This is a genomic window from Nocardioides koreensis, from assembly GCF_039531775.1.
Taxonomy (GTDB): domain Bacteria; phylum Actinomycetota; class Actinomycetes; order Propionibacteriales; family Nocardioidaceae; genus Nocardioides; species Nocardioides koreensis.
Window position 1 is genome coordinate 1 of the sequence record NZ_BAAAQR010000019.1, and the last position, 25,098, is coordinate 25,098.

The following is a 25,098-nucleotide window of genomic DNA, read 5'->3' on the forward strand; positions in this document are numbered from 1 at the left end:
CTACGTCGGCAACGGCCGACCATCAGGACCGCGTCCGAAGCACCCCGAATCGTCACCGAAGTCCTGACACATCAAGTGTCACCAATGTCCTGATGCAGAACTGTCACCTATGTCCTGAGACATCACACTCACGGCTGACTTTCCACGAAAATTCTCTCGAAAGTTTTTTCGCATAGCGTCTCACCACGTGAGATATGCACAGGTCAGGGACCTGCCACTGTCGGTGGGCTCTGGTTGAGTCAGGACATGGAGCAGCAGACCGGGACGCCGACCACCCCCGCGGGGGTGGTCGCGGCTGCCAATGGCCTGGTCGCGAACCTGGACGAGGCGCTGTGGGCGGCCAAGACGTCGGAGGAGCTGGTCGGCACCGTCGAGCAGCTCGAGACGCTCCGGGCGCACCTGGCCGGCCTGGAAGCGTCCGTGCTTGCGGAGGTGCACGCCCGGAAGGTCCCGAAGCAGGAGCTGGCCTGGTCCTCGACCGCCGGCTGGTTCACCCACCTGGCCGGCATGAAGCGGGGCCAGGGGCACCGCACCGTCGAGCAGGCCCCGCTCCTGGTGACGGAGCGGACCGCCACCCACGCCGCGCTGCTGGCCGGGCGGGTCTCCCCGGAGCAGGCCGCGATCATCGTGGCCGCGGTCGAGAAGCTCCCCCTCAACCCGTCGGTCCGGGCGGAGGGCGAGGAGCTGCTGTTGGAGGCGGCGTCCCGGCTCACCGCGACCGAGCTGCACCATGCCGCCAAGCGCCTGGTGCTGGTGGTCGACCCCGACAAGGCCGAACGCGACGCCGAGAAGGCCCTGGACCGCGAGGACCGGGCCGCGCACCTGCACCGGCACCTGTCCATCACCGAGGACGGCGCCGGCGGCGTCCGGCTCCGGGGCCGCGGCACCGTCGAGGACGCCGCCATCCTCAAGGCCGCCTTCCTGCCGCTCACCAAGCCCGAACCCGCCGTCGACCCCGAGACCTGCGAGGAGAACGTCGACCCCCGCGACCACGGCGCCCGCATGTGGGACGCCCTGGTGGCGACCGCCCAGCACGCCCTGGACACCGACCTCCCCCCGGACTGCCACGGCGCCCGCCCAAGGGTCACCGTCACCACGTCGCTGGAGGTGCTGCGCCAGAAGATCGACTGGGCCACCCTCGGCACCCCCGCCATCACCGATGACGGGCTCGAGCTGGCGCCCTCGGTGATCCGCCGGCTGGCCTGCGACGCCGACATCATCCCCGTCGCCCTCGGCAGCAAGGGCGAGGTCCTCGACGTCGGCCGCACCAGCCGCCTGGTCACCCCGCCCCTCTGGCGGGCCGTCGTCTGCCGGGACCGGCACTGCACCTTCCCCGGCTGCACCCGGACCCCGCTCATGTGCCACGCCCACCACATCACCCACTGGGCCGACGGCGGCCACACCAACCTCGAAAACCTCGTCCTGCTCTGCGGCCAGCACCACCGCGTCATCCACCACACCCCCTGGCAGGTCCGCCTCAACCCCCACGACGGCCGACCCGAGTTCCTCCCACCACCCAAACGCGGGCAACCACCACCCGAGTGGATCAGAAGCCGACCAAGACGCGAGTGACACCCCTTCCCCTCCCCTGCCGCCCGCGATGGAACCGATCGAGGGGCCTGAGCGGTCTTACGGTGTGACCGACGAGGGGAGGCCGATGGAGTTCACCGAGTACGTCGCCGCGCGGCGAACGGCGCTGGCAAGCACCGCGGTGCTGCTGGGCTGCCCGGCTGCCGACGCCGAGGACGTCGTCCAGACCGCGCTGCTCCGCTGCTTCCGGGCGTGGAGCCGCGTCACCAGGGCGGCGCAGCCCGAGGCCTATGTGCACAGGGTGCTGGTCAACACCCTCCACGACTCCGGATGTCCGTGCGCCGCGCCCTCGGCGCCATGAGCGCCGGGGAGACGGTTGATGTGGCACCGTTCGGGGGGATCGACATCCAGGAGGCACGACGAGCCTGGCCGCTGTTGGCCTCCTCGGCCGCCGCCGTACTCGTGGTGGCGGCCGTGGTCGCCGTCGTGGTCGGGAGCCCCGCGAACGACGGTCCGCCAACCGCCGTCGAGCCCGGCCAGGCACAACGGATCCCGCCCGTCTTCGGCTACCGGGCCAACGACGCCGCGACGATGCTCCAGGCGCTGGGCCTGCGGGCCACCGTGAGGAACCAGGACTCCTGCGAGGTCGCCGGCCGCGCGCTCGGCACGAGCCCGGCCACCGGTACGGCGTACTCCCGCGGCGAGGCGGTGACCGTGCTGCGCTCCACCGGGACCCATCCCTTGGCCTACTGCGCCTACCCGCCCGAACGCGTAGAGGCCTGGGCGTTCCTGGACTTCGCCAACGGCCGCGGTCCGGCGCCGCCCTTCGCCGAGCGGGTGTCACTGTGGGTCGATGGTGAGCACACCGCCACCCTCACGGGGGACCAGGCGACCGATCCGACCGCCTGGGGCGACGGCTCTGCGCTGCAGCGCCTGGCCTCCGACTCACGCCAGGTGTCCGAGGTCAACGGCCGCTACGTCTCCCCCGGCCTGACCACCGAGCCCGACGACGGCACCCAGTTCCTGTGCGGCGGCCAGGAGCTCCCGCTCGCCCTCAGCGGCAGGGCCTCGCAGCTGATCTACCTCGCGATCCCCGCCGACGGGGTGTTCGGCCATTGCGCCTTCGTGAACGTGTTCCGGACCTCGGGGAGGATCGACGCCGTGGTGCTGCGCACCGACGAGGGCGGCGTGCGTCAGCCTCGCTGACGCGCGCCGCCTCCCGGCGCTCTGCTCAGTGGGCTTCCATGTGCGCCGGGGTCTCCTCCGTCTGCACGTCGTCCGGAACCTCGACCGGCCGCAGCTTGGCCCAGGCAATGAAGATGGCGCCGGCGACCAGGAGCGCGAGGCCGGCCCACAGGTTGGCGTTGATGCCGCCGGTCTTGTCCTCCTGCGGATCGGCGAGGATGCCGAGCAGCGTCAGGATGACGCCGTAGATCCCCAGCAGTGCGCCGATGATGTTGCGGATGTCCAGGAGCCCGGCGGTGTGGTGACCGGTCTTGTTTGTCGACATGACGTCCTCCTCAGAACGCGGCGTTCAGCGCGATGACCATGACCAGTGCGACTCCGGCCAGGGGCAGGGTCCGGCGGTACCAGGGGTAGTCCGCCTCGCGGGCGTCCACGAGGTCCTCCTTCGGGGTCTCGGAGTAGACGAGGCCCTTGAGCTCGGAGGCGGGCTTCGGCTTGGTGACCAGCGACACCACCACGCTGAGCGCGATGTCGACGACGAAGGCGACGGACGCCGCGAGGAACGCCGCACCCTGGCCACTGACCGGGATGGTCCCGGTGCTCCACGACCCGAACGCGTCCTCGCTGAGGAACGCGACCGCGACCGCCGAGAGCGTGCCGGAGACCAGGCCGACCCAGCCGGCCGTCGCGGACATCCGCTTCCAGAACATGCCCAGGATGAACGTCGCGAACAGCGGCGCGTTGAAGAACCCGAACAGCGTCTGCAGGTAGGTCATGATGTTGGCGAAGTTGGCGGCCAGTCCCGCGGTGAAGATCGCGATGACGGTGGCGCCGACGGTCGCGACCCGACCGATCCGCAGGTAGTAGCTGTCGTCGCGGTCCTTGACGACGTAGTCACCCCACAGGTCGTAGCTGAAGACCGTGTTGAACGCGGAGATGTTGGCCGCCATACCGGCCATGAACGCCGCCAGCAGACCCGCGATGGCCAGGCCGAGCAGGCCGTTGGGCAACAGGTCGCGCATCAGCAGCAGCAGGGAGTCGTTGTAGGTGACGCCGCTGCCGGAGGAGCCTCCCGGGACGCTGCCGCCGGACTTCACCTTGGCGATCTCGCTGACCAGCACCGCGGCGATCATGCCGGGCAGGATCGTGATGAACGGGACGAACATCTTCGGGAAGGCGCCGATGATCGGCGTCTTGCGTGCCGAGGAGATCGAGTCCGAGGCCATGGCCCGCTGGACCTCGACGAAGTTCGTCGTCCAGTAGCCGAACGAGAGCACGAACCCGAGCCCGAACACGATGCCGATGACCGAGAGCACCGAGGAGTCGAAGCCCGAGAGCAGCTGGCCCGGCCAGGAGTTGAGCTGCTCGGACGCCGGCGCGGCGCCGTTCTCGCCCGCCGATTCTGTGAGCCTGTCCTTCAGGCCGCCCCAGCCACCGACCTGGTGCAGGCCGAGAAGGGTCAGCGGCAGCAGTGCCGCGACGATGACGAAGAACTGCAGGACCTCGTTGTAGATCGCCGCCTTCAGGCCACCCAGGGTGATGTAGGAGAGGACCACTGCGGCCGCCACGATCAGGGCCACCCACAACGGCCAGCCGAGCAGGGCGTGCACGATGCTGCCGAGCAGGTACAGGTTGATGCCGGCGATCAGCAGCTGCGCGACCGCGAACGACAGCGAGTTGACCAGGTGGGCCCCGGGACCGAACCGGCGGAGCATGAACTCGGGCACCGAGCGGACCTTGGAGCCGTAGTAGAACGGCATCATCACGACGCCGAGGAACAGCATCGCGGGGATCGCGCCCACCCAGAAGTAGTGGACGGTCGGGACGCCGAACTCCGCCCCCGAGGCCGACATGCCCATGATCTCGACCGCACCGAGGTTGGCGGAGATGAAGGCGAGCCCGGTCACCCAGGCCGGCATCGACCGGCCCGACAGGAAGAAGTCGAGCGACTCGGAGACCTGTCGGCCGGCCATCAGGCCGATGCCGACGACGAAGCCGAAGTAGATGACGAGCATCAGGTAGTCGGCGGCGTTCGCGTCGATGAGCGTGTCGGTCGCGAGGACCGTGATTCCCGAGCCAGCCATGCGCTGCCCTTCCGTGTCCGTGAGATGACGCCGTGGTGATCGCCCAGCACCGTAGACCGAGGCGGGGTCGACTCTTTCCAGTACCCCGTTCATGGGTGACCGACACCACCTGACATCGCGTGACATCACCTGACGTCACAAATGACGTCAAAGATGCTTGACATGACGTCACGGTGATGTCAGATTGATGCGCATGGACATCACGCCGTACATCGACAGCCTTCGCCGCGACCTCGTCGCGGCGGCCGAGGCCGCCGGCCCGGAGACCCGTCAGGCCGCCGAGCGCCTCACCTTCGCGCTCGACCCCGCTGCCCGGCTCGCTCTGATGGAGGCCGTCTCGCAGGCGGCGGCCGAGATCACCGCGGAGATGCCGGCCGGTGGTGTCGACGTCCGGCTCAACGGCCGCGAGCTCGACTTCGTCGTGCAGGCCGGCGCACCGGTCCCGCCGACTCCCCCCGCGCCGCCGACGCCGCCGAGCGCCGAGGAGGCCGAGGAGGAGGGCGGCACCGCCCGGATCACCCTGCGGCTGCCCGAGTCGGTCAAGGCCCGGGCCGAGGAGTTCGCGGCCCGGTCCGGGCACTCGCTCAACACCTGGCTGGTCAACGTCGTGCGGTCCGCGACCCGCGACAACGCCATCAACGTCGACATCGACCTGTCCAGCATCCCGTTCCTCGGCAACGACCCGTTCGGGGGCAAGGGCCCCGGGCGCGCCGGCCGCCGGATGAGCGGCTGGGTCTGACCCCCGCGGCGAGCCCGCAGGCACCGCAACACCCGTCAAGCACGACCGACGGGGCCGGCACAGGCTGGTCCCGCGGACGAACACACCCCGACACCAGGGAGCACACATGTCCGAGCACCACTTCGAGACCCACCAGCCGGTCGGCCTCTTCGTCGAGATCGGCAAGGGCAGCGTCACGATCGTGGCCACCGACACCACCGAGACCTCCGTCGAGGTGAACGGCCGCGACGCCGACTCGGTCCGCGTGGACCAGTCCGGCGACCAGATCAGCGTGGTCGCGCCCAAGCAGCGCACCGGCTTCCTCGCCGGCGACTCGCGCCTCGACGTCCGCGTCACCGTCCCCACCGACAGCGACCTGGCGGTGCGCACCGGCAGCGCCGACATCACCGTCGACGGCGTCGTCGCCGCCGGACAGGTCCGCAGCGGCTCCGGCGACGTGCAGGTCGACACCTTCGGCGGCCCGGCCGTCGTCGAGACCGGGTCCGGCAACGTCCGCGTGGAGGAGGCACGCTCCGAGCTGCGCATCAAGAGCGGCTCGGGCGACATCAACCTCGGTCACACGGGCTCGTCCGTCGCGGTGTCCACCGGCTCCGGCGACGTCGAGATCGGCACCAGCAACGGGCCGACCGTCGTGAAGACCGGCTCGGGTGACCTCGAGGTCGCCCACGCGCAGTCCGACGTCTCGCTCACCACCGGCAGCGGCGACTTCCTCATCCGCAGGGCCCTGCGCGGCCGGCTCACCGCCAAGGGGGCCTCCGGCGACGTCCGGCTCGGCATCGCGGCGGGCGTACCGGTGTGGACCGACATCTCGACCGTGTCCGGCGAGATCCGCAGCAACCTCAACGGCGCCGGCCGGCCCGAGGAGGGCGCCGACCACGTCGAGGTCCGCGCCAAGACCGTCAGCGGCGACATCGTCCTGACCGAGGTCTGAGCATCCACCCCACCACCCAGCAGCTGTCACTCAGGAGACCACCATGAACGACACCCACGCCCTGGTCGAGACCGAAGCCCGGCACCAGATCGCCGAGCGGGTCGCCCGCGCCGCCCAGCCCCGGGTCCCCACCGTGCCGCCACGCCACCGTCTGGCCCAGCGCCTGCGCAGGTTCGCCGACAGGATCGACAGCTGACCGGTCAGATGGTGGTGCGGTGGAAGTTCTGGAAGGAGCGCGACGGGGTCGGGCCACGCTGGCCCTGGTAGCGCGACCCGTACTTCGCGGACCCGTAGGGGTGCTCGGACGGCGAGGAGAGCCGGAAGAAGCAGAACTGGCCGATCTTCATGCCGGGGTAGAGCTTGATCGGCAGCGTGGCGACGTTCGCCAGCTCGAGCGTCACGTGCCCGGAGAAGCCCGGGTCCACGAACCCCGCGGTGGCGTGGGTGAGCAGCCCCAGCCGACCCAGCGAAGACTTCCCCTCCACCCGGGCCGCGATGTCGTCGGGCAGCGAGACCACCTCGTACGTCGAGCCGAGCACGAACTCTCCGGGATGCAGGATGAACGGCTCGTCCCCCTCGGGCTCGACCTGGCGGGTCAGGTCGGACTGGTCCGCCGCCGGGTCGATGTGGGGGTAGCGGTGGTTCTCGAAGACCCGGAAGAACCGGTCCAGCCGGACGTCGATCGACGAGGGCTGCATCATCTCCGGTTGCCACGGGTCCAGGGTGATCCGACCGGTGTCGATCTCGGCCAGGATGTCGCGGTCTGACAGCAGCACGTGCGCACCCTACCGGCGAGACGCCTCCGCGGTGGGCGACAGACCCTGCCGGTCGCCGGCAGACCCCTCCCGGTGGTCGACTGCCCCCTCCCGCTCGTCGGCAGACCCCTCCCGGTGGTCGAGCTTGTCGAGACCACGAAGATGGAGCCATGTCCTTCCAGCGGTACGTCGCGCTCGGCGACTCCTTCACCGAGGGGGTCGGCGACCCCCACCCCGACCGCCCCAACGGCCTGCGCGGCTGGGCCGACCGAGTTGCCGAGGCGCTCGCCCACCGGGCCGGCCCGACCGGTGACTTCGGCTACGCCAACCTCGCCATCCGGGGGCGCAAGCTGCACGCGATCATCGACGAGCAGCTCGACGCGGCGGTCGCGCTCGAGCCGGACCTGGTGACGGTCTACGCCGGGGCCAACGACATCCTGCGACCCCGCGTCGACCTCGACGCGCTGGCCGTCGACTACGACCGCGCGCTGGGACGGCTCGCGGCCACCGGAGCGCGCTTGCTGGTGTGGACGGCGTTCGACCCGGGCGGCTCCGCGATCTACCGGCCGGTCCGGGGCCGTTTCGCGCTCTACAACGAGCTGGTCCGCGAGAGCGCCGACCGGCACGGCGCCACCGTCGTGGACTTCTGGCGGCTCCGGGAGTACCGCGACTGGCGCTACTGGGACGAGGACCGGATGCACATGGGGCCCGCGGGCCACCAGCGGATGGCCATCGAGGTGCTCGACACGCTCGGTGTCGAGCACGGGCTGGAGCCGCTGCCCCTGCACGACCTGGCCACCCCCTCGCGACGCGAGCAGCTGCGCGGGAACCTCGACTGGGCCCGGGACTCGGCGCTCCCCTGGGTTCACCGCCGGCTGACCGGCCGGTCCTCCGGGGACACCGTGACGCCGCGGTACCCCACGCTCGCGCGACTCGCCGTACCGCTGTCTCCCCGACCTGTGTCCCCCGGCGGCGACTGATGAACTAGCATGTGCGCCGACCCGCATCGCCGGGTCGTGCGGATGTAGCTCAGTTGGTAGAGCGCGACCTTCCCAAGGTCGATGTCGCGAGTTCGAGTCTCGTCATCCGCTCCATTTCTTCCCCTCGGCCGTCGGCCTCTCCTCATCACCGCCCCCGTTCACCGTCCCCGGTGCCCTCACCGTCTCCGGCGACGGCTGCCTTTGCTCGTCCGGCCGGCGACGTGCTCTCTCGCGTGAAAAATGTGACTGATGGGTCACTTGACGTCTTGCGTGACCATTGGGGACAGTGGTATCTCCGTTCGTCTGACGTGTCTCGAGGAAACCGATGTCCCGCCCCCGCCCTCGCACCCTTGCCATCGGCGCCCTCGCACTGCTCCTGGCCGCCGCCCCCTTCGTCCCGCACGGCGGGGACGAGGACGGGTCTCTGCTGCCTTCGGGTGAGCAGCAGGCCGGCGCCCTCGTGCCGGCCGCGACCGCGCCGCTGGGCAGGGTCACCCCCGAGCTCCAGTCCGAGATCGACCGGGTCCTGGCGAACGGCGGCAGCGCGGCCCGGGTGCCGGTCTCCGCGACGCCCGACCGGCTGGCGGCCTCGCTGGTGCGGTGCGCCGACTTCGACGGCCAGCGCTACTGCCTGCACTCCGGCTGGACCGAGAGCTCCGAGAGCGAGGTGCAGGCCCGGGTGGCGACCGCGGCCCGCGCCATCGCCGCGCGGCCTGCCGGGACCACCACCACCGGCGACCTCGACGAGCTCGCCACCCTCCGGCGGCTCGCCCGGATGAGCCCGTCGGCCCGCGAGGCCGAGGAGCGCGCCGAGCTCGTCCAGGCGGCCCGGTCGGTCGCCAAGGTGTGGCTGCTGCGCCACGAGATCGAGGGCGTCGACGTCCCGGCGGACTTCCTGGCCGCGCACCCCGAGGCCCGGGCCACCGCCTCCACCCAGCAGGCCGTCGCCGCCCAACCGACGGCTGCCGCCCAGGCGCAGCCGGCCGCGCGCAGCAAGGCGTCCGCGTCGAGCTCGCCGACCGCCTCGCCGTCGGCCACCGCCACCGCGAACACCTCGACCACCAGCAGTCGGCCCAAGCGGTTCAAGGACTACCCGCAGCGCGACACGGTGATGAACACCAAGCGGGTCGCCGAGCAGCAGCGCACCTACTGGTGCGGACCCACCACGATGCAGATGATCACGTGGGGCTGGAAGAAGAAGGACCTCGGCCAGTCCCACTGGGCCGGCAAGCTGGGCACGACGTCGAGCGGCACCGCGATCACCGACATGGTGCGGGTCATCAACGGCAACACCGGCTGGGACCGCGAGGACCGCGCCGGCGCGTACATCGTGCTCGACATCGGCGACTACGGCTTCAAGAAGTGGCAGCGGCTGCTGATGCGCCACATCACCGACTACCGCGCTCCGGTGGTGCTGCACCCGATCCTGCTGAAGAAGTACTACCCCTACCTCGACGACGACGCCTCCGGCCACTTCCAGGCCGGTCGCGGCTACGACCGCCGGGGCGCCAAGTCCAACCTGGTCGGCTACTTCGAGCCCTGGAACCAGCAGCGCTTCGACCCCTCCGAGCCCTACATCTCCCGCGTGCAGTGGCGCTCGGCGTACAAGAGCTACCGGGCCAACGAGGCGCACTTCCAGCACAACATCGGCGTCTGATGGTCGTGCCCCTGCGCCGGTGCTCCCGACCGGTGGCGGCGCTGCTGCTCGCGCCGCTGCTCACGCTCGCCGCCTGCTCGGGCGGGGACGGCTCGGCCTCGGAGCCTCGGCGGGTCCGCGCGACGGAGGGCTCCGCCTCGGCCAGCCCGGATGCCTCGGGCTCGAGCCCGGCACCGACCGGCCCGACCGAGGGCGGGAGCAGCGCCGCGACGGCGCAGGGCGGTACGGCGGGCAAGCCGGAGGTCCTCGCCGCGCAGACCCGGCTGCTGGACTGGCAGCCGGTGCCGGGCTCGGTGGACGACACGGTCACCCGCAGCGGCGCGTGGTCGCTGAGCGTCGACAAGGCCGGGACCCAGGCCCGGCTCGAGGGGCCGGGCTCCGGGACCGGCGTCGCCGCCGGCCCACGCGAGCGGATCTCCGACGCCCTGATCGACGGGGAGTACGCCGTGGTCGTGCTGCAGGACCGCCAGGAGACCCGGCCGAGCAGCGCCGAGGTCGTCGACCTGCGCCACGGGGGCAAGACCTTCACCGTCGACGGCAGCTCCGACGTGCCGACCACCAACGGCGGGACCTGGGCCCTCGGCGACGGGAAGCTGCTGCACGCCACGATCCACCAGGGCTCCTACTGCGTCGCCTCGGTCGACCTCGCGACGCGGAAGTCCAGCCTGGGCTGGTGCGCAGCGCCCCGGCACGGCTTCAACAGCGCCGAGGTCACCCCGGCGGGCGAGTCGTTGCTGACCTTCGACGACTCCCACCCCGCCTGCCGGACCGTCGTCGAGCTCACCGGCACGAAGGCCACGCCCTTCGAGGGCGTCCCGGACTGCAAGGCCTGGGACGGCGTCGTCACCGCCGACGGCGCGGTCTGGTCGGTGATCCCGCGGGAGCGCGAGGTCGAGGCGGCCCACGCCTACGCCCGGTCCGGCGACGCGTACTTCGACCTGGGACCCTCGGCCTCGGGCACCCTGACCTGGTGCGGCGACGCGGCGTACTTCTCCCGTGACCCGCAGCGCGACAGCGAGCCCGCACGGCTGATGCGGTGGAACGCCGAGGACGGCCTCGCGGTCGTCTACGAGTCGGCCGGCGGCCACGCGTTCCTGACTCCGCCCCGTTGCGGCGGCGACACGATCACCGTCACCGCGCTCGCCCAGTCCGGCGACGAGCAGGTCAGTGCCCCCGTCGGCCCCACCGACGGCTGACCGATCCGCGTCATGGCCGGCGTCCCGGCCCGTTCCACTCCCGTCGGAGCGATCCGGCGTCCCGGACGCGGGGTGGTGGCGGGGCAGCGGCACGCCATCATCCCGCCCCCGGGCCGGGCTGCGGGGCCGCCGTAGGGTGGCCGGGTGAGTGCATCACCCGAACCCGCCGCCTTCGCCGGGATCCCGGTCGCGGCGCTCGACTTCTACGACGACCTCGAGGTCGACAACACCAGGTCCTTCTGGGAGAAGCACAAGGCGGTCTACGAGGAGTCCGTCCGGGCTCCGATGACCGCGCTCTGCGCCGCGCTGGTGCCGGAGTTCGCCCCCGACGGGCAGACCGTCAAGGTGTTCCGCCCCCACCGGGACGTGCGCTTCGCCAAGGACAAGACGCCGTACAAGACCCACCAGGGCGCGTTCGTCCCCGCCGGCCCCGCCACCGGCTGGTACGTCCAGGTGTCGGCGCAGGGGGTGCGGACCGGCGCCGGCTTCTACGAGGCGAGCTCGCCGCGGCTGGCCGCCATCCGCGCCGCCATCGACGACGAGCGCCGGGGCACCGAGCTCGGGCGCATCCTCGCCACGCTGGAGGGAGCAGGCTGGGACATCGGCGGCGACCGCCTCAAGACCAGCCCCCGGGGCTACCCCGCCGACCACCCGCGGATCGAGCTGCTCCGCTACCGCTCGCTGACGGCGGGCCGCTCGCACGGCTTCGAGCCGTTCATCCACACCCCCGAGCTGCTCGACGTGGTCCGCGACGACTGGCGGGCCCTGCGGCCCCTCGTCGAGTGGGTCGCCGAGAACGCCGAGCCGCGCCCCAGCGCCTGATCACTCGAACCAGACGCCGCTGCCCGCGATCCGGGCCAGCTCGTCCAGCGACAGCGGCGGCGCCGCCGTCGTCGGTGCGACGTCCTTGCCGTCCGGCGCGTTGTAGGACAGCGCGCTCACCTCGAAGCCCTGCTGCCAGACGGTCGCGCCCTGCGCGGTGACGCCGTCACCGGTGGTCGGCCCCCAGCGCAGCTCCGGATCACCCTGTGCGTTGGTGCTGCAGGTGCTGCCCGCCCCGCCCTGCTCGCACTGCCGCCGCGCGTTCCCGGTGTCCGGCTCGATCACCACCGTGGTCAGGGTGCCCATCCAGGAGAAGTGCGCGACGAGGGTGTCCGGCCCGGAGGCCGAGGTGTACGGCGGGGCGGTGCGCAGCGCCCCGGCACCGTCGCGGCCGACGATCCCGGCCACGGTGCCCGGCACCTCGACGGCCTGCACGCCGATGCGCACCTCGCCCTGCTGCGGGGTGGCCGACGGCGACGGCGACGGGGCCGACGACGAGGTGGGCGCGCTCGGAGTCGGCGCGCTCGAGGTCGGGTCGCTCGCCAGCCCGGTGGAGCCCGGGCGCTCGGAGGCCGCGATGAGCGGTACGACGGCCGCCCCGACGCCGAGGACGCCGAGGACGGCGAGCGAGGCGGCCGCCGTACCTGCTCGACGGCGGCGGCGCAGGGCGCGGCCGCGGGCCATGCCCGCCACGACGAGGCGGTGCGGGTCCGTGGGGGTCGGCGACCCCTCCACGAGGAGCGTGCCGACGTTCCGGTCCTGCTGGTCCATGACGTGTCCTATCGGTGGTGGAGGAGGTCGACGAGCGACGGACCGAAGACGGCGCGCAGCCGGTCCAGCGCACGCAGGGTGCGGTTGCGCACCGCCCCCTGGCTGCACCCGAGGACCTCGGCCACCTCGGCGACCGGGCGGTCGTCCAGGTAGCGCAGGACCAGGACGGCCCGGTCCAGCGGCTGCAGCGCGGCGAGCGCCCCCGCCAACGCCAGGCGCAGGTCGGTGTCCCCGTCACCGACCGCCTGCTCGGCAGCGCTCTCGACCGGACGTTCGTGCGTGCTCCGCCGCCGCTGGGCGCTGATGTAGACGCGCACGAGGCAGGTCTGGGCATACGCAGCCGGGTTCTCGATCGGGCGGCCGAGCCTGCGGTGCCACCGCACGTAGACCTTCGCCAGGGTCTCCTGGACCAGGTCCTCCGCCCGATGCACGTCCCCGCACAGCAGCCACGCCGAACGATGGAGCTGCGGAATCCGCGCGAGCGCGAACTCCTCGAACTCCTGGTCCTTCGTCATCTCACTCCTCAGGGCCGGCGTCACCTGTACGACGCACCCGCCGGAGCAAATGTCACACGTCGGGACGGCTCCCGGACCGCAACGTGGCGATCGCGCGGTCCGGCTCCCAGTAGGCCCGCATCGAGCTCACCCGGCCGTCATCGCCGACCGTGTAGACCATCACCAGGTCGGTGTCGACGACCGAGCCGTCGGGGAACGTGGTGGTGATCGTGCCGACGTTGGCGCAGGTGCGGCCGTTGGCGTGGGAGTCGCGGATGACGAAGCGGAACGACTCGATCGGCGCGATCGCGAGCTCCCAGAACGCGCGGATGCCGTCGTGGCCGCGGTGCCCGCGGCCCTCCGGGTCGAACATCGACGGCCCGACCGGGTCCTCGATCACCGCATCGGCGGCATAGACGGTCAGCCACTCCTCGAGGTCGCCCTTCGCGACCGCGGCGTAGGACCGCCGCGAGGCGGCGCGGGCCGGGTGCTCGCCCTCGGGCGCGTTCCAGATGACAGCGTCGGACGGGGTCACGGGCCCAGCGTAGGCCGAATTGGAACACGTTCTAGTGCGGCACCACCTAGTGGGGCTGCCAGGCGTCCTCGTCGGCGGTGCGCGTCGTGACGGCCTTCGGCAGCTTGCCGTCGGCGAGCTGCTGGATGGAGACCTGCTCGAAGACGTCACGCAGCGAGCGGCGCGCGGCAATCCACACGTGCTGGAGCACCTCGGCGGACTCGTTGTAGCTGACGGCCTCCGGGCGCAGGCCGTAGACCGAGACCAGTGGTCCGTCGACGGCGCGGATCACGTCGGCCACCGAGACGGACTCGGGGTCGCGCCCCATCCGCCAGCCGCCGGACTGTCCGCGCTGGGAGATCACGATGCCGGCCTTGCGGAGGTCGGCGAGGATCGCCTGGAGGAAGCCGTGCGGGATCTCCTGGAGCCGGCCGAGCTCCTCGGCACTCACCGCACGGCCGTCGCGTCGCGCGGCCATCTCGATGAGTGCACGCAGGGCGTAGTCGGACTTCGCAGATACCCGCATGGGTCCAGTCTGTCAGATTGTCGATCCAGACACTCGACCATCAGGCGGCCACGCGAGCCCCGTCCGCGGCCCGTCGGGACGAGACACGGATCACCCCGTGTTGCATGCCCCGGAACCCCCTCCTAGAATTCAAGTTACCGGCCAGTAGCAGCATCTGCCGTACCCCCGACATCGAGAAGGTGGATCCGTGAGCCACTACAAGAGCAACCTCCGCGACATCGAGTTCAACCTCTTCGAGGTGCTCGGTCGCGACGACGTCCTCGGCACCGGCCCGTTCGCCGAGGTCGACAGCGAGACCGCCCGCTCGATCCTCTCCGAGGTCGACCGCCTGGCGCGCGAGGACCTGGCCGCGTCGTACGAGGACAGCGACCGCAACCCGCCGGTCTTCGACCCGGCGTCCAGCGAGGCGCCGATCCCCGAGTCGTTCAAGAAGAGCTACCAGGCCTGGATGGACGCCGAGTGGTGGCGGCTGCAGGTCTTCGAGGAGATCGGCGGCCAGCCCGCCCCGTCCAGCCTGATCTGGGCGATCGGCGAGCTCGTGCTCGGCGCGAACGCCCCGATCTGGATGTACGCCGCGGGCCCGGCGTTCGCGAACGTCGTCTACCGCAACGGCAACGACCGCGACAAGCAGATCGCGCAGATCATGGTGGACCGCCAGTGGGGCTGCACCATGGTCCTCACCGAGCCCGACGCCGGCTCCGACGTCGGTGCCGGCCGCGCCAAGGCCACCCTGAACGACGACGGCTCGTGGAACATCGAGGGCGTCAAGCGCTTCATCACCTCGGCCGAGCACGACATGAGCGAGAACATCATGCACCTCGTGCTCGCGCGGCCCGTGGGCGTCGAGGGCGCCGGCGGCCCGGGCACGAAGGGGCTCTCGCTCTTCCTCGTCCCGAAGCTGCACTTCGACCACCAGACCGGTGAGCTCACCGGCGAGCGCAACGGCGCCTACGTCACCAACGTCGAGCACAAGATGGGCATCAAGGTGTCCAACACCTGCGAGGTCACCTTCGGCGACTCTGCCATCGGAGGGGGAGAGCCCGCCAAGGGCTGGCTGCTCGGCGAGGTGCACGACGGCATCGCGCAGATGTTCCAGGTCATCGAGAACGCCCGGATGATGGTCGGCACCAAGGCGATCGCCACCCTGTCGACCGGCTACCTCAACGCGCTGGAGTTCGCCAAGGAGCGCGTGCAGGGCGCCGACCTGACCCAGGCCGCCGACAAGACGGCCCCGCGCGTCACGATCACCCACCACCCCGACGTGCGTCGCTCGCTGATGACGCAGAAGTCGTTCGCCGAGGCGATGCGCGCGCTGGTGCTCTACACCGCGTCCTGGCAGGACAAGGTGATGCTCGCCGAGCACGCCGGCGAGCGCGACGAGCTGGCCGAGAAGGTCAACGACCTGCTGCTCCCGATCGTCAAGGGCTACGGCTCGGAGCGCTCCTGGGTGCTGCTGGGCACCGAGTCGCTGCAGACGTTCGGCGGCTCCGGCTTCCTGCAGGAGTACCCGCTGGAGCAGTACGTCCGCGACGCCAAGATCGACACGCTCTACGAGGGCACCACCGCGATCCAGGGCCAGGACTTCTTCTTCCGCAAGATCGTCAAGGACCAGGGCAAGGCGCTCGGCCACCTGGCCAAGGAGATCGAGTCGTTCATCGCCAGCGAGGCCGGCAACGGTCGCCTCAAGGTCGAGCGTGAGCTCCTCGCCACCGCCCTCGGCGACGCCAACGCGATCGTCGGCGCGATGATCAACGACCTGATGTCGGCCGACGCGAGCGCCGAGGGCGGCGACCTGCGCAACATCTACAAGGTCGGGCTGAACACCACCCGCCTGCTGATGGTGCTCGGCGACGTCGTCTGCGCGTGGCTGCTGCTGCGCCAGGCCGAGGTCGCGCTGGAGAAGCTCGACGGCGCTGATGCCGGATCTCTGGCGAGCAAGGACAAGGCGTTCTACGAGGGCAAGGTCGCGGCGGCGCAGTTCTTCGCGCACACCAACCTGCCCCGGCTCACCGCCGAGCGGGCCATCGCCGAGGCCACCGACCTCGCGCTGATGGACCTCGACGAGGCCGCCTTCTGAGCTGAGCGACCCTGTCAGGGGCCGCACCGGGGGGACCGGTGCGGCCCCTGACGTTTTCCCGCGCGGTCGCACGGGTATCACCCGGGGAGCGGTACGGCGGCTCCGCTGCCGTCGTACGTGACCGAAGGAGCACTCATGGGTATCGGAGTCGGCATCGTCCTGCTCGTCGTCGGACTCGTCCTCGTCACCGGCTCGGTCAACCTGCCGGAGGCGATCAACCAGAACATCGCCACCGACACGGTCGGCTGGATCTGCGTGGTGGTGGGCGCACTCTCCCTCGTGCTGGCGCTGGTGATCAACCAGCAGCGCACGCGCACCACCCACGTCGAGGAGCGCCGCTACGAGGCGTGACCTGACCTCTGTCTCTCGTGCAGACCCGCCCGGCTTCCCGCCGGGCGGGTCTGCTGCTGTCCGGACCCGCGCCGCGCCGGTGTTCTCAGGGACGCAGGCCGGCCGCCGCGGCGGCGCGGACGACGTCGGCCAGCCTCGTCAGCACCGGCGAGTCGATCCGCCAGCGCTGCCAGTGCAGGCGGACGTCGACGTGGCCGCGCGCCGTGAGCGGCACCAGCCTGCCGGACTCGAGCTCGGGCGCCAGCTGTGGCTCGGGCACCGCGCCCCAGCCGAGGCCGAGGCGGACCGCCTCGAGGAAGTCGGCGGAGGTGGGGACCCGGTGGGTCCGCGGCGGCGCCTCGACCCCGTGCGCGCGCAGCACCTCGTGCTGGAGCTCGTCCTTCTCGTTGAAGACCACGACCGGCATCGCCGCCCAGTCCAGGCCGCGGCCGCGCCGCCACCGGTCGAGGAGCGCCGGCGTCGCGGCCGGCACGTAGCGCAGGGTGCCCAGCGGCTCGACCGCGCAGCCCTGCACCGCGACCGGGTCCGAGGTCACCGCGGCCAGCACGTCACCGCCCCGGAGCAGGTCCGCCGACCAGGCCTGGTCCTCGACGTGCAGGCGCAGTGCGACGTCGGACCAGCCGGCGACCTCGCCGAGCACGCCGCGGAACCAGGTGGCCAGGGAGTCGGCGTTCACGGCCACCGGCAGGTCCACGTGGTCGCGGTGACCGTGCGCTAGCGCGTCGCGCACCTCGTCGTGCAGGAGCTGGGTCTGGCGGGCGAGCCGGAGCAGCGTCCGGCCGGCCTCGGTGGGCTCGCACGGGGTCGATCGCCGGACGACCACCTGGCCGACCGAGCTCTCGAGCGCCCGGATCCGCTGGCTGACGGCGGAGGGGGTCACGTGCAGGTGCCGCGCGGCCGCCTCGAAGGTGCCGTGGTCGGCGATCGCGACCAGCGCGGCGAGCTGGGCCGGGTGCAGCTCCATGAAGTAATGCTAATGCTTCTTGAGAAACATTCGCTGGCCTTCATCCCGGACGCTGCCTAGCGTTGGCCCTGTGCTCGACTCCACCCTGACCGGCCTGGTCACCGGCCTCTCGCTCATCGTCGCGATCGGCGCACAGAACGCCTACGTGCTGCGGCAGGGCCTCGCCCGCGAGCACGTGGGCGGGGTGGTGCTGGTGTGCACGCTCTCCGACGTGGCGCTGATCGTCGCCGGCGTCGCCGGGATCGGGACGATCGTGGCGGAGGCGCCGTGGGCGCTGACGGTCGTGCGCTGGCTGGGCGTGGCCTTCCTCGGGTGGTACGGCGTGAGCTCGCTGCTGCGGGCGCGTCGTACCGAGTCGTTGCGGGCCAACGGCGGCCGCACCACGTCGCGACGCGGCGCCCTGGGCCGCGCCGTCGCGCTGACCTGGCTGAACCCGCACGTCTACCTCGACACGGTCCTGCTGCTGGGCTCGGTGGCCAACCACCAGGGCAGCAGCGGGCGCTGGTGGTTCGCGCTCGGGGCATGCGTGGCCAGCACGCTGTGGTTCACCGGGCTGGGGTACGGCGCGCGGCTCGCCGGCCCGGTCCTCGCCGATCCGCGTGCGTGGCAGGTGCTGGACGTGGTGATCGGCGTGCTGATGCTCGTGATCGCGCTGCGGCTGGCGACGGGCTGACCCGACGACCTGCTCGCGTCGACGTGTCGCTCAGCCGGCGCCACCCAGCGGGAGGACGAGCTCGGCGTCGCCCGTGGTGCCGATGCGCACCGGGACGCCCCAGTCCTGCTGGTGCATCCGGCAGGCGGCGCCCTCGCCACCGTCCGCGTCGCAGGAGGCGGCCCGGGCGGCCACGTGCAGCACGCCCTCGCCGACGTGCGGGTCGAGGGTGATCGTGCGGGTGAGGTTGGTGCCGCGGCCGCCCCCGTCGCGGATCAGCGCCGGCGGCGTGGCCTCGACGACCAGCTGCGACGGCGGGCCGAAGCGGTCGTCGACCTTCTGCCCCGGCGGCGGCTCGAAGGCGACCACGAGCTCGATGCTCGCCGCGACCTCGGTCACCGGGCGCTGGGTGGTGTGGGCGAAGCCGTCGGTCGTGGTGGCTGCGGCCCCCAGCGGGACCCTGGTCAGGCGGTGCGCGCCGGACTCCACGACGACCAGGTGCCCGCCGTCGACGAACGCGCCGCTCGGCTCGGCCAGGTCGGTGACAAGCGTCGACATGCTGCGGCTCGCCGGGTCGAAGCGCCGGACCGCCCCGTTGTAGGTGTCGCAGACCGCCACGCTGCCGTCGGGCAGCACGCTCACGCCGAGCGGGTGCTGGAGCAGCGCCTGGTCGGCGGCACCGTCGCGGAAGCCGAAGTCGAACAGGCCCGTGCCGACCGCGGTCGTCACCACGGGCTGGGTGGTCTCGACAGGCTCGACCACCGGGGCCGGCTCGACCACCGAGACGTAGCGCAGGGACGAGGTCTCGCTGTCGGCGATCCACAGCCGGTCGCCGGCGGGGGCGAGCCCGGAGGTCTGGGCGAACCAGGCCGCGGGGGCCGGTCCGTCGAGCAGCCCCTCGTTGGTCGTGCCGGCCGCGACCTCGACCGCGCCGGTGCGCGGGTCGAAGGTCCAGAGCTGGTGGATGCCGGCCATCGCGACCCACACCCGGTCGCCCCACCAGGCCACGTCCCACGGGCTGGAGAGGCGTTCGGTGCCGTCGCCCTGCATCCACTGGGTGCCGTCGCCGGCGAGGACGCCGACCTCGCCCTCCTCCAGGGCGATGCCGCGGAGCTGGTGGTGGACGGTGTCGGCGACCACGACGTCGTACCCGACCTCGGCCGCCACCTCGGAGGGCAGCAGGCACAGGCCGTTGGGCTCCTTGAAGCCGCCGAACCGGCGGACCACCCGGTCGTCACCGTCGAGCTCGACCACCTCGTCGTGGCCGGCGTCGGCGACGAGCACCCGGCCGTCGTCGAGCCGGACCGCCTTGGCCGGGAAGCGCAGGTCGGTCGGCTCGATCGTCGGGGGGACGTACGGCGAGTCGCCGGGCTGGAGGGTGCCGCGCTGCCGGTGCTCCTCGACCAGCTCGTCGAGGAGGGCGTCGATCGCGTGCGCATGGCCCTCGCCCGCGTACTGCGCGACGACGTACCCCTCGGGGTCGACGAGCACCAGCGTCGGCCAGGCACGGGCGGTGTAGGCCTGCCAGGTGACCAGCTCGGGGTCGTCGAGGACGGGGTGGTGCACGGCGTACCGCTCGACCGCCTGGGCCAGCGCCACCGGGTCGGCCTCGTGCACGAACTTCGGCGAGTGCACGCCGATCACGACCAGCTCGTCGGCGTGCTTCTCCTCGACCGGGCGCAGCTCGTCGAGGACGTGCAGGCAGTTGACGCAGCAGAAGGTCCAGAAGTCCAGCAGCACGAAGCGACCGCGCAGGTCCTTCAGGGACAGGGGTCCGTCGGTGTTCAGCCAGCCGCGGCCGCGGAGCTCGGGCGCGCGCACTCGCGGTCGGGTGCTCATGCGGCCAAGTCTGCCCCGGTGCGAGGCGCGTGCCTCACCTGGTCCCGCGAACGTCGGAGCCCGCCCCGTGCTCGGTCACCTCGCGCAGCAGCAGCCACCGGCCGTCGTCGTGGAGACGCCAGGCCTCGAGGATGACCGCCCGGCTGAGGACCGCCCCCTGCCGCAGGATCCGCTTCTCGTAGAACACGAGCGCCTCGGCGTCACCGCGGCGGCTCACCATCCGGTGGGCCGCCTCCATGGCACAGCCGCGGAGCCTCCGCACCGACTCGCGCATGCCCTCGACGCCCTCGTCCCGGTCGTAGGGGAAGGACTCGGCCGAGTCCGGGCAGAACCAGCCGTGGTAGTCCGGGCCGAGGAACAGCTCGACGCCGCTCGTGTCGCCGGAGGACAGGGCCAGCTGCCACTGGTCGACGTAGGACGTGTGCACTTCCTCGACAGCGGTGACCACGGCCGGACCCTAGCCGCTCCGCCGCTGCCCGGACAGGGTCACAGGCTCGTCCGGGGCGGCGGGGACCCGTGCGCAGATCTACCCACGCACTGGTCCCGTCGAGATGGGCGCTCCTCCCGATGCGGCTCCCGCGCCCGCGACCTAGCGTCGGTGTCCTGAGGCCCCCTGGGAGGTGAGGACGATGACCGATCCCGATGTCGCCACCCGGAGCCGCGACGGACGTCGCGCCCGGGAGCAGCTGTTGCACGCGATCCCGGTCACGGAACAGCACGTCACGGCGGCTGGTGTCCCGACCGCCGTGCTCGTCGGGGGCGACGGACCGCCCCTGGTCCTGCTGCACGGTCCCGGTGAGTTCGCCCTCACCTGGATCCGGGTGATCCCGGACCTGGTGAAGACGCATCGGGTGATCGCCCCCGACCTGCCGGGCCACGGCGCCTCCGGAGTGGGCGAGGGGTCACTCGACGTGGACCGCGTGCTCGCCTGGCTGGGCGACCTCGTCGAGCAGACCTGCCCCGCACCGCCCCACGTGGCGGGTCACCTCCTCGGCGGTGCCATCGGGGCACGGTTCAGCGTCGCCCACGGCGACGCGCTCCGCGGCCTGGTCCTCGTCGACACGTTCGGCCTGCGACGGCTGCGACCGTCGCCACTGTTCACGCTCACGCTCGTCAACTTCCTCGCGAGGCCGACCGAAGGCAGCCGGGACCGGTTCTTCCGGCAGTGCTTCATCGACATGGACGCGCTGCGGGGCTCGCTCGGTCCGCTCTGGGAGCCGCTGATGACCTACGCCCTCGCGGGCGCCCACTCTCCCGACCAGAAGGTGGCGCTGCGCAGCATGATGCCGCCGCTGGGCCTGCGCGCCATCGCGGAGGAGGAGCTCGCGAGGATCCCCGTCCCCACGACGCTCATCTGGGGACGCCACGACCGCCAGACCCCGTTGTCGGTGGCCCAGCGGGTGAGCTCCCGCCACGGGTGGCCCCTGCACGTCATCGAGGGCGCCGGGGACGATCCCGCCTTCGAGCAGCCCGCCGCCGTGGTGAGTGCCCTGGCCGACGCCTGTCGCCCCTGACCCGTGCGGGCCAGGGTGCGGCCGGCGCGACCTATGCTGCGGCGGTGCCCGAGACCCTGAACACCGCCGTGTGCCTGCCGACCTTCGGCGACTTCGACGCCCGGACCCTCGGCGAGCTCGCGCGGGCGGCCGAGGAGGCGGGCTGGGACGGGTTCTTCTGCTGGGACCACGTGCTGTGGGACCCGCTGGGGCGCGGCGTCGCCGACACGACCGTGGCGCTGACGGCGATCGCGCTGGCGACCAGCCGGGTGCGGTTCGGGCCGCTGGTCATGCCGCTGGCGCGGCGGCGGCCGTGGAAGGTCGCGCGGGAGCTGGCCAGCCTCGACCGGCTCTCGGGCGGCCGGCTGGCGCTCGGGGTCGGCAACGGCGACGACGTCGACTTCACCCCGGTCGGGGACCCGGCACCGGCGCGGGCGCGGGCTGCGGTGCTGGACGAGTCGCTGGAGCTGCTGGTGCGGCTGCTCGAGGAGGAGGGCCCGGTCAGCCACGAGGGGGCGGCGTACCGGGTGACCGACGTACGGCTCAACGCGACCGCGGTGCAGCCGCACATCCCCGTCTGGGTCGCGGGCTGGTGGCCGCACCGGCGGCCGCTGCGGCGGGCGGCGAGGTACGACGGGGTGGTCCCGCTGTGGCCCGACTTCGCCATGCCGTCCCCGAAGGAGCTCGACGAGTGCCTCGAGGTGATCCGGGAGGCACGGCGCGCGGACGGCCGCGGCGAGGACCCCTTCGACGCGCTGGTGTGGGCGCGGACCGAGGGGCCGGACGACGACCGGCCGATGGCCTACCCCGAGGTCGGGGCGACCTGGTGGGTGGAGGCGTTCGACCCACGCGAGGACGACCTGGACGCCGTACGCCGTCGCGTCGCCGCCGGCCCGCCGCGCACCGCCTGACCGTCGCGTCCGAGGACCTCCGGCACTGGCACCCGGGTGCCACCGTCCCGATGCTGGGCCGGTGCGCAAGCTGCTCGTGCAACTGCGGCGCCGGCTCGCCGACCGGCGCGGCCGCCGGGTGGTGCTGCTCAGCCACTGCCTGCTCGACCAGAACGTCCGCTACCTCGGCGGCGCGGAGGCTGCCGGCGGGGTGCCGGACGTCGTGGACCGCTACCTCGCCGAGGGGACCGGCATCCACCAGCTGCCGTGCCCGGAGCGGCACGCCTGGGGTGGTGTCGAGAAGCGCGGCATGCTCCTGGCGTTCGGCGCCGCGGGCACGCCCCGGGCGCCGGCCGTGCGGCTGCTCTCGAACGCCTTCCTGCGCTGGACCCGCCTCGTCTACGACCACCTGGCCCGGCGGGCCACCCGGGAGGTGCGGGCGTACCGCCGCGCCGGGGTCGAGGTCGTCGGGTTCGTGGGGGTCGCGGACTCGCCGTCGTGCGGCGTGCACTCCACGCTCGACCTGCGCGGTGCGATCGAGGCCGTCGGCCGGTGCCCGCTGGAGCAGCTGGACCCCCGCACGCTCAACCGGGACGTGGTCGCCGCCCACACCCGGGCCGGCGAGGGGATGTTCACGGCCGCGCTGCGCCGGCGGCTGAGGGACGCCGGTGTCGAGGTCCCGTTCGCCGAGCACCGGCCCGCCCTTCCCGACGAGCTCCCCGCTCCCGGCGCCCGGGAGACCTGAGCTCCGGACCCGGCCTCGACAGTGCGGTCGGGCGGGGCAATAGGCTGCCGTGCATGACCGATCGGGAACGGCTGGCGGAGTACGTCGACATCTGGTGGCAGGCGGTCAACGACTTCCTCGACCTGCTGGAGCAGGTGCCAGCCGACCAGTGGGGCACCGCGACCGACCTCCCGGGCTGGGACGTCAAAGCCGTGGCCGCGCACATCGCGCACCTCGAGTCGATCCTCGCCGGCAACCCGGAGGAGACGGTCGACGTCGGCGAGCCGGACCACGTGACCGGCCTGATGGGCGTCTACACCGAGCAGGGCGTCGTGGCCCGGCGGGACAGCTCCCCCGACGAGCTCATCAACGAGATCCGTGAGGCCGCGACCGCGCGGCACACCGCGCTGCTGGCCGACCCGCCCACCGACGCGTCGGCGCGCCCGGAGCGGATCTTCGGCGGTGTCGCGTGGGACTGGGAGCGGCTGCTGCGCAACCGGCCGCTCGACGTGTGGATGCACGAGCAGGACATCCGCCGCGCGGTGGACCTGCCCGGCGGCATGGACTCGGCCGGGGCGCGCCACACCGCGGCGTACCTCGCCGAGAGCCTCGGGCTGATCCTCGCCAAGCGGATCGGCGCCTCGGCCGGGACCACCGCGGTGCTCGAGGTCGGCGGCCAGTCGCCGGTGGCGTACGTCGTGACGGACGCCGGCCGCGGCGAGCCGATGCCGACGGTCCCCGCCGACCCGACGGTGTGCATGCGCCTGGAGCGCGAGGCCTTCGTGGTCCTCGCCGGCGGGCGACGCGACGCGGAACCGGGCTCGGTGGAGATCACCGGTGACGAAGCGCTCGGTCGGCGCATCCTCGACTCGTTCGCGGTGACCCCGTGACCAGCGCCCACACCGACGCCTGGCGGCTCGAGGACATCCCGGACCAGGCCGGTCGCACCGTGCTGGTCACCGGCACCACGGTCGGGGGCCTGGGCCACCACACCGCGCTCGAGCTGGCCCGCCGCGGCGCCCGGGTGATCCTCGCGGGTCGCCGCACCGAGCGGCTCTCGGAGACGGAGAAGACCATCCGGGAGGAGGTCGCCGACCCCGAGCTCGACCAGCTGGTCGTCGACCTGGCCGACCAGGGGTCCATCCGTCGGGCGGCGCTCGAGGCCGAGTCGTTCGGGCCGATCGACGTGCTGGTGAACAACGCCGGCGTGATGGGGACGCCGTACCAACGCACGGTCGACGGGCTCGAGCTGCAGATGGCGACCAACCACTTCGGCCCGTTCCTGCTGACCGGGCTGCTGATGCCGCAGCTGGTCGCCAGCGAGGCCGCCACCGTGGTGACCGTCAGCTCGCTGATGCACCGGGTCGCCCGCTCGGCGCCCCTCGACGACCCGCGGCAGCCGCCCGGCCGCTACGCCCGCTGGCCGACGTACAGCCGGTCCAAGCTGGCCAACCTGCTCTTCACCCACGAGCTCGACCGCCGCGCCCGCCGGGCCGAGCTGCCGGTCAAGGCACTGGCGGCGCACCCCGGCTTCGCGGGCACGCACCTGGCGGCCAACGGGCAGTACGGCCGGTCCAGCGGCGGCATCGCCTCGATCCTCGACGCGGGGGTGCGGGCCGTCTCGCAGCCCGCCCACATGGGGGCCTGGCCGACGCTGATGGCGGCCACCGCCGACCTGCCGGGGTCGACGTACTGCGGGCCCAGCGGCTGGGCCGAGCAGCGCGGCCTCCCCGCCGTCGTCCGCAGCACGAAGCTCTCCCACGACGAGGGCGCCCAGCGGCGGCTGTGGGAGATCAGCGAGGACACCACGGGGGTCCGCTACCCCTGAGTGCTCTCGCTGCGACGCAGGATCGGTGCTTCACTTCCGGGACGACCGTGTCGTGCTCGCCTGCCGTCGTTCGTGGAGCAGGTGAACCATCGCACT

28 protein-coding genes and 1 tRNA gene are annotated in these 25,098 nt (G+C 72.4%); 19 read left to right on the forward strand and 10 right to left on the reverse strand.

The features are described 5' to 3' along the window. Nucleotides 1–246 precede the first annotated feature (246 nt). The 3 genes from ABD268_RS22145 to ABD268_RS22155 all read left to right on the forward strand — a co-directional run bounded on the left by ABD268_RS22145 (nucleotide 247) and on the right by ABD268_RS22155 (nucleotide 2,736). Entirely contained in the window at nucleotides 247–1,572 is a 1,326-nt protein-coding gene (locus ABD268_RS22145; RefSeq protein WP_344157917.1) for an HNH endonuclease signature motif containing protein, read from the forward strand. Nucleotides 1,573–1,657: 85 nt separating this feature from the next. Continuing rightward, the gene (locus tag ABD268_RS22150) at nucleotides 1,658–1,891 is read left to right on the forward strand and encodes a sigma factor (protein WP_344157920.1); all 234 of its coding nucleotides are present in this window, start codon (nucleotides 1,658–1,660) and stop codon (nucleotides 1,889–1,891) included. Continuing rightward, complete coding sequence (locus ABD268_RS22155; protein ID WP_344157923.1) at nucleotides 1,861–2,736, forward strand: PASTA domain-containing protein; 876 nt, start codon at nucleotides 1,861–1,863, stop codon at nucleotides 2,734–2,736. Before ABD268_RS22150 ends, ABD268_RS22155 begins: the two co-directional genes overlap by 31 nt. A 25-nt stretch (nucleotides 2,737–2,761) precedes the next feature. Here the strand turns inward: ABD268_RS22155 and ABD268_RS22160 are convergent, their stop codons facing one another. Together ABD268_RS22160 and ABD268_RS22165 are read right to left on the reverse strand one after the other, a co-directional pair. Then, entirely contained in the window at nucleotides 2,762–3,040 is a 279-nt protein-coding gene (locus ABD268_RS22160; RefSeq protein ID WP_425573791.1) for a hypothetical protein, read from the reverse strand. A 10-nt stretch (nucleotides 3,041–3,050) separates the two neighbouring features. Continuing rightward, nucleotides 3,051–4,799 carry a sodium:solute symporter family protein gene (locus ABD268_RS22165; RefSeq protein ID WP_344157926.1) on the reverse strand — a complete coding sequence of 583 codons (1,749 nt, stop codon included), beginning with the start codon at nucleotides 4,797–4,799 and terminating at the stop codon, nucleotides 3,051–3,053. A 193-nt stretch (nucleotides 4,800–4,992) separates the two neighbouring features. Between ABD268_RS22165 and ABD268_RS22170 the strand changes: the two genes are divergently transcribed. The 3 genes from ABD268_RS22170 (at nucleotide 4,993) to ABD268_RS22180 (ending at nucleotide 6,665) form a co-directional block, all read left to right on the forward strand. Next, the gene (locus ABD268_RS22170) at nucleotides 4,993–5,538 is read left to right on the forward strand and encodes a pilus assembly protein HicB (RefSeq protein WP_344157929.1); all 546 of its coding nucleotides are present in this window, start codon (nucleotides 4,993–4,995) and stop codon (nucleotides 5,536–5,538) included. 106 nt (nucleotides 5,539–5,644) lie between these two features. Further along, nucleotides 5,645–6,469, forward strand: coding sequence for a DUF4097 family beta strand repeat-containing protein (locus ABD268_RS22175; RefSeq protein WP_344157932.1), 825 nt, complete (start codon nucleotides 5,645–5,647; stop codon nucleotides 6,467–6,469). Between the two features lie 43 nt (nucleotides 6,470–6,512). After that, nucleotides 6,513–6,665 (forward strand): hypothetical protein, encoded by a 153-nt coding sequence (locus tag ABD268_RS22180; RefSeq protein WP_344157935.1) that lies wholly within the window; start codon nucleotides 6,513–6,515, stop codon nucleotides 6,663–6,665. Nucleotides 6,666–6,669: 4 nt separating this feature from the next. Here ABD268_RS22180 and dcd read toward each other — a convergent pair whose 3' ends face one another. Continuing rightward, a complete protein-coding gene (dcd, locus tag ABD268_RS22185) occupies nucleotides 6,670–7,245 on the reverse strand; it encodes a dCTP deaminase (RefSeq protein ID WP_344157938.1) in 576 nt (191 codons plus the stop codon). A gap of 149 nt (nucleotides 7,246–7,394) precedes the next feature. On the opposite strand from dcd, the gene ABD268_RS22190 reads away from it, so the two are divergent. From ABD268_RS22190 to ABD268_RS22210, 5 genes are all read left to right on the forward strand, one after another. Then, nucleotides 7,395–8,204 carry an SGNH/GDSL hydrolase family protein gene (locus ABD268_RS22190; protein WP_344157940.1) on the forward strand — a complete coding sequence of 270 codons (810 nt, stop codon included), beginning with the start codon at nucleotides 7,395–7,397 and terminating at the stop codon, nucleotides 8,202–8,204. Between the two features lie 38 nt (nucleotides 8,205–8,242). Further along, nucleotides 8,243–8,318, forward strand: a tRNA-Gly gene (locus ABD268_RS22195). 211 nt (nucleotides 8,319–8,529) lie between these two features. Next, the gene (locus tag ABD268_RS22200; protein WP_344157943.1) at nucleotides 8,530–9,861 is read left to right on the forward strand and encodes a C39 family peptidase; all 1,332 of its coding nucleotides are present in this window, start codon (nucleotides 8,530–8,532) and stop codon (nucleotides 9,859–9,861) included. Continuing rightward, the gene (locus tag ABD268_RS22205) at nucleotides 9,861–11,057 is read left to right on the forward strand and encodes a hypothetical protein (protein ID WP_344157946.1); all 1,197 of its coding nucleotides are present in this window, start codon (nucleotides 9,861–9,863) and stop codon (nucleotides 11,055–11,057) included. The genes ABD268_RS22200 and ABD268_RS22205 overlap by 1 nt, the downstream gene beginning before the upstream one ends. 144 nt (nucleotides 11,058–11,201) lie before the next feature. Continuing rightward, entirely contained in the window at nucleotides 11,202–11,879 is a 678-nt protein-coding gene (locus ABD268_RS22210; RefSeq protein WP_344157949.1) for a DUF2461 domain-containing protein, read from the forward strand. Here the strand turns inward: ABD268_RS22210 and ABD268_RS22215 are convergent, their stop codons facing one another. Genes ABD268_RS22215 through ABD268_RS22230 form a run of 4 tightly spaced genes read right to left on the reverse strand, consistent with a single transcriptional unit; the run spans nucleotide 11,880 to nucleotide 14,184 of the window. Next, a complete protein-coding gene (locus ABD268_RS22215) occupies nucleotides 11,880–12,650 on the reverse strand; it encodes a hypothetical protein (RefSeq protein ID WP_344157952.1) in 771 nt (256 codons plus the stop codon). Nucleotides 12,651–12,658: 8 nt separating this feature from the next. Then, on the reverse strand, nucleotides 12,659–13,165 hold the full coding sequence (locus ABD268_RS22220) for a SigE family RNA polymerase sigma factor (RefSeq protein ID WP_344157955.1): 507 nt from the start codon (nucleotides 13,163–13,165) through the stop codon (nucleotides 12,659–12,661). A gap of 52 nt (nucleotides 13,166–13,217) precedes the next feature. Next, nucleotides 13,218–13,679, reverse strand: coding sequence for a nuclear transport factor 2 family protein (locus ABD268_RS22225; RefSeq protein WP_344157958.1), 462 nt, complete (start codon nucleotides 13,677–13,679; stop codon nucleotides 13,218–13,220). A gap of 46 nt (nucleotides 13,680–13,725) precedes the next feature. Then, nucleotides 13,726–14,184 carry an RrF2 family transcriptional regulator gene (locus ABD268_RS22230; RefSeq protein WP_344157961.1) on the reverse strand — a complete coding sequence of 153 codons (459 nt, stop codon included), beginning with the start codon at nucleotides 14,182–14,184 and terminating at the stop codon, nucleotides 13,726–13,728. Nucleotides 14,185–14,371: 187 nt separating this feature from the next. Between ABD268_RS22230 and ABD268_RS22235 the strand changes: the two genes are divergently transcribed. Together ABD268_RS22235 and ABD268_RS22240 are read left to right on the forward strand one after the other, a co-directional pair. Continuing rightward, nucleotides 14,372–16,261, forward strand: a complete 1,890-nt coding sequence (locus ABD268_RS22235; protein WP_344157964.1) for an acyl-CoA dehydrogenase — start codon at nucleotides 14,372–14,374, stop codon at nucleotides 16,259–16,261. A gap of 135 nt (nucleotides 16,262–16,396) precedes the next feature. Beyond that, nucleotides 16,397–16,612, forward strand: a complete 216-nt coding sequence (locus ABD268_RS22240; protein ID WP_344157967.1) for a DUF6458 family protein — start codon at nucleotides 16,397–16,399, stop codon at nucleotides 16,610–16,612. Between the two features lie 85 nt (nucleotides 16,613–16,697). Here ABD268_RS22240 and ABD268_RS22245 read toward each other — a convergent pair whose 3' ends face one another. Further along, nucleotides 16,698–17,576, reverse strand: a complete 879-nt coding sequence (locus ABD268_RS22245; RefSeq protein WP_344157970.1) for a LysR family transcriptional regulator ArgP — start codon at nucleotides 17,574–17,576, stop codon at nucleotides 16,698–16,700. A 70-nt stretch (nucleotides 17,577–17,646) separates the two neighbouring features. On the opposite strand from ABD268_RS22245, the gene ABD268_RS22250 reads away from it, so the two are divergent. Next, nucleotides 17,647–18,249 (forward strand): LysE/ArgO family amino acid transporter, encoded by a 603-nt coding sequence (locus ABD268_RS22250; protein WP_344157973.1) that lies wholly within the window; start codon nucleotides 17,647–17,649, stop codon nucleotides 18,247–18,249. 30 nt (nucleotides 18,250–18,279) lie between these two features. Here ABD268_RS22250 and ABD268_RS22255 read toward each other — a convergent pair whose 3' ends face one another. Both ABD268_RS22255 and ABD268_RS22260 read right to left on the reverse strand, forming a co-directional pair. Further along, entirely contained in the window at nucleotides 18,280–20,067 is a 1,788-nt protein-coding gene (locus ABD268_RS22255; protein WP_344157976.1) for an NHL domain-containing thioredoxin family protein, read from the reverse strand. A 34-nt stretch (nucleotides 20,068–20,101) separates the two neighbouring features. After that, complete coding sequence (locus tag ABD268_RS22260) at nucleotides 20,102–20,515, reverse strand: hypothetical protein (protein ID WP_344157979.1); 414 nt, start codon at nucleotides 20,513–20,515, stop codon at nucleotides 20,102–20,104. A gap of 181 nt (nucleotides 20,516–20,696) precedes the next feature. Between ABD268_RS22260 and ABD268_RS22265 the strand changes: the two genes are divergently transcribed. The 5 genes from ABD268_RS22265 to ABD268_RS22285 all read left to right on the forward strand — a co-directional run bounded on the left by ABD268_RS22265 (nucleotide 20,697) and on the right by ABD268_RS22285 (nucleotide 25,002). Further along, nucleotides 20,697–21,581: an alpha/beta fold hydrolase gene (locus ABD268_RS22265; RefSeq protein ID WP_344157982.1), complete on the forward strand. Its 885-nt coding sequence runs from the start codon at nucleotides 20,697–20,699 to the stop codon at nucleotides 21,579–21,581. 44 nt (nucleotides 21,582–21,625) lie between these two features. After that, a complete protein-coding gene (locus ABD268_RS22270) occupies nucleotides 21,626–22,471 on the forward strand; it encodes an LLM class flavin-dependent oxidoreductase (RefSeq protein WP_344157985.1) in 846 nt (281 codons plus the stop codon). A gap of 61 nt (nucleotides 22,472–22,532) precedes the next feature. Continuing rightward, entirely contained in the window at nucleotides 22,533–23,195 is a 663-nt protein-coding gene (locus tag ABD268_RS22275) for a 2-thiouracil desulfurase family protein (protein WP_344157988.1), read from the forward strand. 53 nt (nucleotides 23,196–23,248) lie between these two features. After that, nucleotides 23,249–24,064 (forward strand): maleylpyruvate isomerase family mycothiol-dependent enzyme, encoded by an 816-nt coding sequence (locus tag ABD268_RS22280; RefSeq protein WP_344157991.1) that lies wholly within the window; start codon nucleotides 23,249–23,251, stop codon nucleotides 24,062–24,064. Beyond that, a complete protein-coding gene (locus ABD268_RS22285; protein WP_344157994.1) occupies nucleotides 24,061–25,002 on the forward strand; it encodes an oxidoreductase in 942 nt (313 codons plus the stop codon). Before ABD268_RS22280 ends, ABD268_RS22285 begins: the two co-directional genes overlap by 4 nt. The last annotated feature ends 96 nt before the right edge of the window (nucleotides 25,003–25,098 follow it).